The sequence below is a fragment of the Frankia sp. CeD genome, from assembly GCF_000732115.1.
Classification (GTDB): domain Bacteria; phylum Actinomycetota; class Actinomycetes; order Frankiales; family Frankiaceae; genus Frankia; species Frankia casuarinae.
In genome coordinates this window covers 1-11260 of sequence record NZ_JPGU01000031.1, presented here as the reverse complement: position 1 = coordinate 11260, position 11260 = coordinate 1, and the positions used below count along the sequence as shown (strand labels likewise).

Genomic DNA, 11260 nt, shown 5'->3' with positions numbered 1-11260 from the left:
GCGGNGGGNCTCGGGCATGCCTTCATGGCGCTCACCGACGACGCCGCGATCTCCTACCTGTGCTCGACTCCGTATACCCCCGGGCGCGAGTACGGGGTCCACCCACTCGATCCCGATCTCGCGCTGCCCTGGCCCGACGATCTCGCGCCGTTGCTGTCCGACAAGGACACCGCGGCGCCGTCGCTCAAGGAGGCGGAGGCGGCTGGCCTGCTGCCCGACTATCGCGCCTGCCGGGCCCTGTACGCCGAGCTCCGCTCGGCGAGCGCCGCCGGGGACATCCGGTGATCCGGGTGGCCGGCCCCGGAGACGTCGAGGTCGNCCNCCGCCTGGTCACCGAACTCGCCGCGTACGAGAAGGAGCCGGCCGCCGTCGCCATGACGCCCGCCGATCTCGACACGGCCCTGTTCGGACCGGTGCCAGCCGCGCACTGTCTGGTGGCCACCACAGACCACCTTGCCGGCGACCCCACCCCACCACAGGTCGCCGCCCCACCACAGGTCGTCGGCTTCGCGCTCTGGCACCCGACCTTCTCCACCTGGACCGGCCAGACCGGGATGTACCTCGTCGATCTGTTCGTCCGGCCGAACCACCGCCGCCGTGGCTACGGGCAGGCCCTGCTCACCACCCTCGCGACGATCTGCGCCGACCGCGGCTACCGGCGCATGGAATGGGCCGTACTGGACTGGAACGCCCCGGCGCAGGCGTTCTACCGCTCCCTCGGCGCGGGGCCGATCGAGGGCTGGACGACCTGGCGCATGGACGCCGACGCCATCACCACCCTGGCCGGCGTCGGGACCGGCAGCGCCGCGGCCGACGACCGCCTAAGCCGACGACCGCCTAAGCCGACGACCGCCTAAGCCGACGACGGCCAGACAGGCCGGATGCAACAGCTTACGATCACCCGACCTGCGGTACCCAGCGGCGGCTGGGTACGGTGGAGTCGGTGGCCGCCGCCCGGCCGCCGACGGAGCGGAAACCGTCCGCCCATGCGGGACGTCATGGTCGGGAGCGGAATACTCGACCCGTCGACGGGTGGGAGAGGAACCGCCGACAATATCATTATCTAATCGACCTTGGTCGGCAGGACACCCGCGAGGCGCCGTCCTCGCGCGACGCAGGCTCTTTGGGGGTAGGAACGTGGATCCGACGCCTTCGACCGGCGGCGCGGAGAGCTCCGACACCATCGACAGCCAAACCGCCCACTCGGGCGGCCTACGCGACGTGGTTGCGCTCACCCTGCCCGCCGCGAGCGCCTACCTCACCGTCCTGCGCACGGCGACGGCCTCGCTGGCGGCCCGCCTCGACTTCACTCTCGACGACATCGAGGATCTCCGGATCGCCGTGGACGAGGCGTGCGCCCTGCTGCTCGTCTCGGCCGTGCCGGGTTCCTCGCTGGACTGCACGTTCACCCTCTCGCCGGGGGTGATGCACGTCCTGGTGACGGTCGAGAGCCTGGACGGCGAGCAGCCCTCCGAGGACACCTTCGCCTGGACCGTGCTCAAGGCGCTGGCGGGCGACGTGCAGACCTCGACGGGCCCAGGGTCGCGGGTGAGCATCGCCCTGCAGAAACGCAGGGGCGTGCGCGCCGACCTCGGCGGGCCTCCGGCCGGCCACGTCCGAGGGTCGGGCGCGTCCAGAGAGACTCCACTGGGCGACACGGTAGGTACGTCGTGACGTCGACCGGGAGGACGCCGACCCCACCGCGCACGGTACCTGATCGCGACGTAGCCGATCGCAACGTAGCCGATCGCGACCCGGTGTCCACGGTGGACCCGGTAGCGGCGTTGAGCCAACGGGGATCCGGGCTCGACGACCAGCCGGGGATCGACAGCGATCTCGGCCCCGAGGTGACGACCCAGGCGCCACCGAACCCGGCGGTGGACGGTCCGGCGATCGACGGGGAGAGCGATCGGCCCGAGCGCGCGCACTCGCCCGACCGGGCCCTGGCCCGCACGCTGTTCGTCCGCCTCGCCGAGCTACCCGAGGACGATCCCGAACGCTCCGCCGTCCGCGATCAGCTCGTCCGGATGCCCCTCCCGCTGGTGGAGTCCCTCGCCCGCCGCTTCCGTAACCGGGGCGAGCCGCTCGACGACCTCGTCCAGGTGGCCACCATCGGATTGATCAAATCGGTGGACCGGTTCGATCCGGAACGTGGGGTGGAGTTCTCGACCTACGCCACCCCGACCATTGTCGGTGAGATCAAGCGGCACTTCCGGGACAAGGGCTGGGCCATCCGGGTCCCCCGCCGCCTTCAGGAGCTCAAACTCTCCCTGACGAAGGCGACCTCCGAGCTCTCCCAGACGCTGGGCCGCTCCCCCACGGTGAGCGAGATCGCCCGGCATCTGCAGATGAGCGAAGATGACGTCCTCGAGGGGCTGGAGTCGGCGAACGCCTACTCGGCGGTCTCCCTCGACGCGCCGGACTCCGGCGACGACGAGGCGCCCGCCGTCGCGGACACCCTCGGCGTCCAGGACGAGTCCCTGGAGGGCGTCGAGTACCGCGAGTCCCTCAAGCCGCTGTTGGAGAAGCTCCCTGCGCGGGAGAAGCGCATCCTGCTGCTGCGGTTCTTCGGCAACATGACCCAGTCCCAGATCGCGACCGAGCTCGGCATCTCCCAGATGCACGTTTCCCGGCTCCTGGCCCGGACCCTGGCCCAGCTGCGGCGCGGCCTGCTCGAGGACGGCTGAGCGGATTCGTCACCCGGTCCCGCCGCCGCGCCGAGGCGGGACCACCGGCCCGAGCCCACCGGCCAGCAGCAACGCGACGACGATGACAAGGGGCACGACGAGCAGCGGGATGCCGTAGCCGTAGCGGCCGGACTGCACCAGCCCCCACGCCACCGGCAGGCACAGGATCTGCACGACCAAGGTGGGCGAGCGGAAGGATGCGCCGTTGCGCAGCNCNCCCCCCGCGAGGACCGCCACACCGAGCCCGCCGACGATGGCGAGCACCCCACCGCTCTCGGCACGACCCACGTCGTCGATGTCCGGCCCGAAGCCGCGCAGCACCTGCAGGATTCCGAGGGCCAGCAGGGTCAGCGCCTCGATGGCGAGCAGGACGGACGCCACCCGAGTGGGCACGGACGCCGCGCGAGCAGCCTGCCGCAGCGTGCCGAAGCGGCCGGCCGCCGGCTGATCGGGATGACTCGTGGATCCCATATCCCTGACACTACGTTCCCGGGGCCGTCGGCGTTCCCGGGGCCGTCGACCGGTGCCCCCGGGGACCCTCCGGACGGTGTCCACCGCGCCATCACCCGTCGCACTTCGCGAGGTGCCCGCCGGATTCCACCGGTGTGAGAGTTTTCCCAGCCGGCGACCCGGATGACCGGGCGGACTACGGTGGAGGCATGCGAGGGCTGTTGGTCGTCAACCCCGTCGCCACTGCTACGACCGAACGTGTTCGTGACGTCCTCGCCAGCGCGCTCGCCGCGGACCTCGCTCTGGAGACTGTGGTCACCAAGGGGCGGGGGCACGGGGTGGAGCTGGGGGCCAGAGCGGCCGAACTCGGCGTCGACGTGGTGCTTGCGCTCGGTGGGGACGGTACCGTCAACGAGATCATCAACGGACTGCTCCAGAACGGTCCGGTACCGGGCGGCCCAGCGTTCGCCGTGGTCCCGGGTGGCAGCACCAACGTCTTCGCTCGCGCGCTAGGCTACTCCGCGTCACCGGTGGAGGCGACCGGCGAGCTGCTGAGCGCGCTCCGCGAGGGCCGCACCCGGCGGATCAGCCTCGGCCGGGCTCAGTACGGCGACGAACGGCGCTGGTTCACGTTCTGTTTCGGTATCGGCCTGGATGCCCGGGTCGTCGCGCGGGTCGAGGAGAAGCGTGGCAAGGGCAGGCGCAACACCGCCGGCCTGTTCCTGCGGACCGCGGCGGGTCAGATCCTCCACGGCACCGACCGCCGCGGTTCGCCCATCACCCTGACGACCGCCGACGCCGGCTCGGCCCCCGCCCCCGGGACCACCGACCCGGCGGGNGGGNNGGNCGANNNGCACATCGCCTTCTGCATCGTCTGCAACACCCGCCCGTGGACCTACCTCAACTCCCGTCCCGTCCTCGCCTGCCCGGACGCGTCCTTCGACACCGGTCTGGACCTCCTCGCGCTGCGGCGGGTACGGTTGCCCAGCGTGCTGCGGGCCGCCTCGCGGATACTCACCGACGGCGAGGGTCCGCGCGGNCGCAACGTGGTGCGCCGCCACAACACGTCGCGTATCCGCTTCTCCACGGATACGCCCCTGCCGGTGCAGATGGACGGCGAGTATCTCGGGATGTTCTCCGAGGTGCTGCTGACCCACCAGCCGCACGCGCTGCGCGTCGTCGCCTGACGGCTGCCCGCCCAGGAGAGTGTCCGCTCAGGCGTCGAGCGCCGTGGTGGGGGTCCCGTCCGGCCGGGACAGCGCCTGGTGGATCTCCATGGGGTCGTCGCAGATCGCCCCGGTGACGCCCGCGTCGCGGATCCGCCGGGCGTCCTCGAGACTGGTCACCGTCCAGGTGATCAACCGGATGCCGGCTTCGCGCGCCCGTCCCGCCGCGTCGGAGGTGCCGAGCACCGCGCTGGTGTGCACATGCAGTTCGGTGTGGCCCGCCGACCGTGCGTAGGCGAGGCCGCCGCTCACCGACATCCGGGGCATGGTGAGGAACGCCGTCGTGACCGCGAGGTCGGCGTCACGCACCGCCTCGATGGCAAACCAGTCGAACGACGACACCGTGATGCCGCCGGCACCGGCGTCAAGGTCGGCGGCGTCCGGCCGGCGGCCGGTCCATCCCCGGGCACGCAGCGTCTCGGCGAGCCGGCGCGCGGTCTGCTCCCGGGGGGCGTCGAAGTCCGGCTGCCCGGGCTGGTTCTTGATCTCACAGATGAGCCGACCGCGGCCATCCCACACGTCGAGGATCTCATCGAGCAGAGGGATGCCCCGGGCCCGCAGCGCCACCGTGGTCTGCCGGACCACGGCCCGGCCGGCGGGACGGGACAGCCGCGCGTCGTGCACGCAGACCAGGTCGCCGTCCGCGCTGCGCCGCACGTCGACCTCGACACCGTCGGCGCCCACCCGCAACGCGGCATCCACCGCCTCGACCGTGTTCTCCGGGCCGGGAACCCTGCTGCCACGATGACCGAGAACCTCCATGCCCCAACCCTGCCATCTCCGGCGACGCGAGCGGGTCAGATCGGGCCGGGATGACGGCGCGCACCGGCGCCGGAGCAGCCCTCAGGCAGCCCTCAGGCACCACAGAACGGATCCATGACCGACTGGCATGACACCGGCGGCTTGATCGCCGAGGATCCGGGCCGCCCACCGGCCGCACCGGTGACGATCGATGCAACGGAGCGTAACATCCCCTGGCAATCGGGACTCCCGTGGCACTTCGGCCATCCAGGGAGACGGTCGCCCCCCGTGGTCCGTCTGTGTCCTTGCCGGACAAGTGCAGGCCAGCCAGGCTGTGAAGAGGCTTGCAGGTTCTTGCGCCGCTGCCTGTTCGGGTGGGAGGGTGGCGAATGTCCGAGGTGGATGCACGTGCACCCGGGCTTACCGACACCCGGCAACCCGCTCTACGGCCGCCGTCGAGGCCGAGCAGACATCCTGCTCAATTTATTTTTCACCTCGGCACAACCGTAGCGGCTCACAAAGCGTCTCATGTGCAGTGTGGCCCGAGACGAGAGAGGGAGTTGTACGCATGGACTGGCGCCACAGAGCGCTCTGCCGTGACGAGGATCCCGAGCTCTTCTTCCCGATCGGTACAACCGGTCCGGCGGAACGCCAGGTCGAAGAGGCAAAGGCCGTTTGCGCGCGGTGCGCAGTCACGAGTGACTGCCTCAACTGGGCACTGGACACCGGGCAGGACTCCGGTGTCTGGGGCGGGATGAGCGAGGACGAACGCCGGGCGCTCAAGCGCCAGGTCCGACTCCGGGTTCGAACCGCCTGACCGCAGGACCGTCCCCGACGGCGGGCCGACAGCACCCGAGGAACCGGCACCACGTCCCGGGTCCGAACAACAACACCCGCTCGCGGCAGACCCTGCCCGCCGGAACCGGCACCACCGGATCCACCGGCGGACCGCAGTGGTCGCCGCATGAGGTCATGCCACAACCCGTACCGCGGCACAGGGGTGGCTGGCAGCAGCATCGGCCGTTCTGTCCGCGCGTCCGCCGCAGCAATGCGGCGCGACGCGGACGGGGCGGCCGTAATGTTTTCCGCCCCCGACCACACCTTCCGGCGATCGGGCCCGCTCAGGCGAACCACCGCCCGGGACGGTCCCGATCCGGCCCCCCACGAGCACGCCACATCGGCACGACGGCCATGGACGAGGGACACATCCTGGGGGATACCCCCTCCCGGGCACCCTAAACACTCAACTTTCAGAAAGTGGGATCGACAGGAGCGCCTCCGTCCCGTGCTCTGGACCGGCCTGGAGCCGGATGGTGCCGTGCATCTCGCCCAGCACCAGCTGGCGGACGATCTGCAGCCCCAGCCTTGGCGAGTGCTCGAGCTGGAAGTCCTCGGGCAGCCCGGCACCGTCGTCGGCCACGACCACGTCAAGCCGGTCCGCCAGGCGGCTGACCCGGATCTCGATGGAACCCGCCGAACCGTCGAACGCATGTTCTACAGCATTCTGCAGAAGTTCGGAAAGCACAAGAGCCAACGGGGTGGCGAGTTCGCCGGGAAGCCGCCCGAACGACCCGGTCCGGCGGGTGTTCGCCCGGGCCCCGGTGGAGGCCAGATCCACCGTGACCGAGGTGATCTGGTCGGCGATCTCGTCGAACGGCACGCTCTCCCCCAAACTCTGGGACAGCGTCTCGTGCACGACCGCGATCGAGGTGACCCGGCGCACCGACTCCCGCAGCGCCGAGCGCGCCTCGTCGACCTTCGTCCGCCGCATCTGCAACCGCAGCAGGGCTGCTACGGTCTGTAGATTGTTCTTGACCCTGTGATGAATCTCACGGATCGTCGCGTCCTTACTCAGCAGCAGCGCCTCGCGGCGACGCAGTTCGGAGACGTCCCGGACGAGCACCAGCACCTCCCGGGTCGCCCCGGGGAAGAGCGGGATCGCCCGCAGAAGTACCACCGTGCTCCCGACCGCGGCTTCCACCTCCACCGGCCGGCGCCGGCCGAGCGCGTGCCAGACCGCCGGGGTCGTGGCGGACAGGTTCAGCGCCCGGTGCACGGAGCGGAGGTCCTCGCCCGTGACATTGCCGGTGTAGCCAAGCCGGCGGTACGCCGAGAGCGCGTTCGGACTCGCGAAGATCACCTTCCCGGCGCCGTCGAGCCGCATCATGCCGTCGCCCACCCGGGGGGACTCGGGAAGCTCCGCCGAGCTGCCGCGGAACGGAAAGGCGCCCTCGGCGATCATCAGGGCCAGGTTGTTGGCACCCTGCAGATAAGCCGACTCCAGCGCGCTCGGCGTCCGGGTGGTCGCGAGGTTGGTGTCCCGGGCAAGGACGGCGATCACCTCGTCACCCCGCCGGACCGGGATCGCCTCCGTCCGCACCGGGACCCCACCGTCCCACTCGGGCTCGCCCTCCCGCGCGATCCGGTGTTCCCGCCAGGCGTTCTGGACCACCCAGCGATTGATCACGACGCTGCCGACCTCGTCGTTGTGGTACGCGGTCGGACCGGTGGTGGGACGGACCTGGGCCACGACGAGGAATTCGGCTCCGCTGGCGTGGCCGCCCCGGCTGGCCCCCGAGCCGGAGCGGACAGGCACGAGCAGCAACAGATCAGCGAAGGAGAGGTCGGCGAGCAGAGCCCAGTCCGCGACGAGCGCGTGCAGGTGGTCGATGCCGTCGTCGCTGAGATCCGTGCTCGCGCGCAGCATGTCGGCGAGGGTTCCCACGGCTCGCAGACTGCCAGACCGGCCGGGTTCGTGAGGTGGCGGGCACCCCATCACAGTGGCCGATACCCGTACGCTGGCCGTCGTGACCGTCGATGACGTCGAGGCTGCCGCGCCGCTCGCCTGGCTCACGGACCACGCCCGGGCCCGGGCCGCCGCCGGGCTGCGCCGCGAGCTACGCCCGCGGGGCGGCCCGGACAAACCGGGCGCAAGCGTGCTCGTCGATCTCGCGGGCAACGACTACCTCGGGCTCGGCCGTCATCCGGCGGTCGTCGGCGGCGGGATCCGCGCCCTGCGCGCCTGGGGTGCCGGGGCCACCGGGAGTCGGCTCATGACCGGGACGACCACGTTGCACGGGGAGCTGGAGAACGCGCTCGCCGCGCACGCCGGATTCGCCTCGGCCCTGGTCTTCTCCTCCGGCTACACGGCGAACCTCGCGGTGGTCACCGCCCTGGCCGGCCCCGGCGACCTGGTCGTCTCGGACGCGCTGAACCACGCCTCGATCGTGGACGCCTGCCGGCTGTCCCGGGCGGACGTCGTCGTGACACCGCATGCCGATGTGGCCGCGGTCGCGGCGGCCCTCGCCGGACGCCCCTGGCGACGGGCACTCGTCGTGACCGAGTCGGTGTTCTCCGCGGACGGCGATCTCGCCCCGCTGACCGAACTGCACGAGGCCGCCCGGGCCCACGGAGCGGTCCTGGTCGTTGACGAGGCCCATGCGCTCGGGGTGGTCGGGCCCGCCGGTCGGGGGGCACTCGCCGCCACGGGCCTTGCCGGGGAGCCGGACGTGGTGGCGACGGCCACCCTGTCCAAGGCGCTGGGCGGCCAGGGCGGCGCGGTGCTGGGCGAGGCGGCCGTGCGCGATCACCTCATCGACACCGCCCGCAGCTTCATCTTCGATACCGGCCTCGCCCCGGCGAACGTGGGCAGCGCGCTGGCCGCCCTGGAGTTTCTGGGGGCCCACCCGGAGCTGCCCGGCACCGTCCGGCGCCGGGCCCGTCAGCTCGCCGGCCTGACCGGCGCGCCGGATCCCGCCGGGGCCGTCGTTTCAGTGATCATTGGGGATCCCGAACCCGCGATCGCGGCCGCGACGACCTGCCGCGGGCACGGGGTGGCCGTCGGCTGCTTCCGGCCACCGACGGTGCCGGTCGGGACCAGCCGGCTGCGCCTCGCCGCCCGGGCCGATCTCACCGATGCCGACCTCGCGATCGTCACCAACGCGCTGGCCGCCGCCGGGGTCCTGGCCCGATGACAGCCCTGGCCCGATGACAGCCCTGGCCCGATGACAGCCCTGGCCCGATGACAGCCCTGGCCCGATGACAGCCCTGGCCCGATGACAGCCCTGGCCCGATGACAGCCCTGGCCCGATGACAGCCCTGGCCCGATGACAGCCCTGGTGGTGACCGGGACCGGCACCGGGGTCGGCAAGACGGTGGTGACGGCCGCGATCGGCGCGCTCGCGCACGACCGACACCACGCGGTCGCGGTGGTGAAACCGGCCCAGACCGGTGTCGGCCCCGGCGAGTTGGGTGACGTCGACCTCGTCCGCGATCTGACCGGGATCACCGACGTCCACGAGCTGGCCCGCTACCCCGACCCGCTCGCTCCGGCCACCGCCGCCCGCAGGTCCGGGCACCGGGCCGTCGACCTCGACGAGCTCGCCGCCCGGATCGGCACCCTCGCCGACAGCCGCGATCTCGTCCTCGTCGAGGGCGCCGGCGGCCTGCTGGTCCGCTACGACGCGGGCGGCGCCACCCTCGCCGACCTCGCCCGGGTGCTGCGGGCGCCGGTGCTCGTCGTGACCGCCGCGGGCCTGGGCGCTCTGAACGACACGGCGCTGACCCTGGAGGCGCTGGCGCACCGCGGCCTGGACCTCGCCGGCGTGGTGGTCGGGTCCTGGCCGGCCGAACCGGATCTGGCCTGCCGGTGCAACCTCATCGACCTGGAAAGCCTGGCCGCCCGGCCGCTGGCCGGCGTCCTTCCGGCGGGAGCCGGCCTGCTGGCCCGGCTCGAGTTCCTGGCCGTGGCGCGTGCCTCGCTGCAACCGGCACTTGGCGGCACGTTCCGTGCCCAGGAGTTCAGAGCTCGCTACGAGACGTAACCACCATGCTCGATAGTCTTCGGGGCTCGATGGTGTTCGGGAATCCGGCCCCACATCCGCGCGCCGGTTCGACAATGGATGCGCATGCACCTGGGTGCATGCGCATCAGTCCCGACCACGATGCCCACCGCACCCACGCACCCACGCACCCACCGCACCCGTCGACCCTTGTCTGGAGACCCCTGTGACTGCATCCGTGACCACGTCCGTGACCGCGCACCCCACCGCACCTGCACCTGCGTCGCAGCGGCCGCCGGCGGACCAGGACGGTGCCGACATCCTCACCGTGGCACGGCGCGAGGTCCTCGATGGCGGACGGGGGCTGGACGAGGCCGGCGTGCTCGCCGTGCTCCGGCTCCCGGACGAGACGCTGACCGATCTGCTCGCCCTGGCCCACGAGGTGCGGATGCGCTGGTGTGGTCCGGAGGTCGAGGTGGAGGGGATCGTCAGCCTCAAGACCGGCGGATGCCCGGAAGATTGTCACTTCTGCTCGCAGTCCGGCAAGTTCGACTCGCCGGTGCGGTCCGCCTGGCTGGACGTGCCCTCGCTCGTCGACGCCGCCCGGCAGACCGCGGCGACAGGCGCCACCGAGTTCTGCATCGTCGCGGCCGTGCGGGGCCCGGACGCCCGGCTCATGGCGCAGGTGCGGGAGGGGGTCGCCGCCATCCGTGCGGCGGTCGACATCAACGTCGCCTGCTCGCTGGGCATGCTGACCTCCGAGCAGGTCGACGAACTCACGGCGATGGGTGTGCACCGTTACAACCACAATCTGGAGACGGCCCGCTCGCACTTCCCGAACGTGGTCACCACCCACAGTTGGGAGGAGCGGTGGGAGACCTGTGAGATGGTGCGGGCCGCGGGGATGGAGCTGTGCTGCGGCGCCATTCTGGGCGTCGGCGAGAGCCTCGAGCAGCGTGCCGAGCTCGCCACCCAGCTTGCGGCCCTGGAGCCCGACGAGGTTCCGCTGAACTTCCTCAACCCGCGGCCGGGAACGCCCTTCGGGGATCTTCCGCTGGTCGAGCCGCGTGACGCGCTGCGCGCGATCGCGGCGTTCCGCCTCGCCATGCCGCGCACGATCCTGCGCTACTCCGGCGGACGCGAGATCACCCTGGGCGATCTCGACGTGCAGGGGATGCTCGGTGGCATCAACGCCATGATCGTCGGAAACTATCTGACGACGCTGGGCCGCTCCGCGGAGGCCGACCTGAAGATGCTGGCCGAGCTGAGCATGCCGATCAAGTCCCTGCAGGCCACTCTCTAAGCCGTTTTGACGCTGGTTCGTGCCCGGCTGGTTCGTGCCCGGTGCTGATGCTCCCGTTCGCGCAGGAGGTGG

General features: G+C 71.6%; 11 protein-coding genes and 1 pseudogene (1 of these 12 cut by a window edge). 9 read left to right on the top strand and 3 right to left on the bottom strand.

Features of this window, described 5'->3' with window-relative positions:
• The 4 genes from CED_RS15500 to CED_RS15485 form a co-directional block, all read left to right on the top strand.
• A protein-coding gene (locus tag CED_RS15500; RefSeq protein ID WP_035911810.1) for a dTDP-4-dehydrorhamnose 3,5-epimerase family protein crosses the window boundary here: on the top strand, positions 1 to 285 show its 3' end. 339 nt of this gene lie to the left of the window's left edge; 285 of the gene's 624 nt are visible here — the last part of the coding sequence; its start codon lies off the left edge, out of view; it ends in the stop codon at positions 283 to 285.
• Complete coding sequence (locus CED_RS15495; protein WP_035911767.1) at positions 282 to 857, top strand: GNAT family N-acetyltransferase; 576 nt, start codon at positions 282 to 284, stop codon at positions 855 to 857. Before CED_RS15500 ends, CED_RS15495 begins: the two co-directional genes overlap by 4 nt.
• 280 nt (positions 858 to 1137) lie before the next feature.
• Entirely contained in the window at positions 1138 to 1674 is a 537-nt protein-coding gene (locus tag CED_RS15490) for an anti-sigma factor (protein ID WP_011438129.1), read from the top strand.
• Complete coding sequence (locus CED_RS15485) at positions 1671 to 2687, top strand: SigB/SigF/SigG family RNA polymerase sigma factor (RefSeq protein WP_084680823.1); 1017 nt, start codon at positions 1671 to 1673, stop codon at positions 2685 to 2687. Before CED_RS15490 ends, CED_RS15485 begins: the two co-directional genes overlap by 4 nt.
• Positions 2688 to 2696: 9 nt before the next feature.
• On the opposite strand, the gene CED_RS15480 is transcribed toward CED_RS15485, so the two are convergent.
• Positions 2697 to 3158, bottom strand: a complete 462-nt coding sequence (locus CED_RS15480) for a hypothetical protein (protein ID WP_051868852.1) — start codon at positions 3156 to 3158, stop codon at positions 2697 to 2699.
• A 188-nt stretch (positions 3159 to 3346) separates the two neighbouring features.
• Here CED_RS15480 and CED_RS15475 point away from each other — a divergent pair.
• A pseudogene (locus tag CED_RS15475) lies at positions 3347 to 4324 on the top strand (diacylglycerol kinase family protein).
• A 27-nt stretch (positions 4325 to 4351) separates the two neighbouring features.
• Here CED_RS15475 and CED_RS15470 read toward each other — a convergent pair.
• A complete protein-coding gene (locus tag CED_RS15470) occupies positions 4352 to 5125 on the bottom strand; it encodes a glycerophosphodiester phosphodiesterase (RefSeq protein ID WP_011438133.1) in 774 nt (257 codons plus the stop codon).
• Between the two features lie 547 nt (positions 5126 to 5672).
• Here CED_RS15470 and CED_RS15465 point away from each other — a divergent pair.
• Entirely contained in the window at positions 5673 to 5921 is a 249-nt protein-coding gene (locus CED_RS15465) for a WhiB family transcriptional regulator (RefSeq protein ID WP_011438134.1), read from the top strand.
• A 426-nt stretch (positions 5922 to 6347) separates the two neighbouring features.
• Here CED_RS15465 and CED_RS15460 read toward each other — a convergent pair whose 3' ends face one another.
• Positions 6348 to 7811, bottom strand: a complete 1464-nt coding sequence (locus CED_RS15460; protein ID WP_173645812.1) for a sensor histidine kinase — start codon at positions 7809 to 7811, stop codon at positions 6348 to 6350.
• Between the two features lie 100 nt (positions 7812 to 7911).
• Here CED_RS15460 and CED_RS15455 point away from each other — a divergent pair, with 100 nt between their 5' ends.
• The 3 genes from CED_RS15455 (at position 7912) to bioB (ending at position 11188) form a co-directional block, all read left to right on the top strand.
• Positions 7912 to 9078, top strand: coding sequence for an 8-amino-7-oxononanoate synthase (locus CED_RS15455; protein WP_035729930.1), 1167 nt, complete (start codon positions 7912 to 7914; stop codon positions 9076 to 9078).
• Positions 9079 to 9210: 132 nt separating this feature from the next.
• A complete protein-coding gene (gene bioD, locus CED_RS15450) occupies positions 9211 to 9927 on the top strand; it encodes a dethiobiotin synthase (RefSeq protein WP_011438137.1) in 717 nt (238 codons plus the stop codon).
• A 184-nt stretch (positions 9928 to 10111) separates the two neighbouring features.
• On the top strand, positions 10112 to 11188 hold the full coding sequence (gene bioB, locus CED_RS15445; RefSeq protein ID WP_011438138.1) for a biotin synthase BioB: 1077 nt from the start codon (positions 10112 to 10114) through the stop codon (positions 11186 to 11188).
• Positions 11189 to 11260 lie beyond the last annotated feature (72 nt).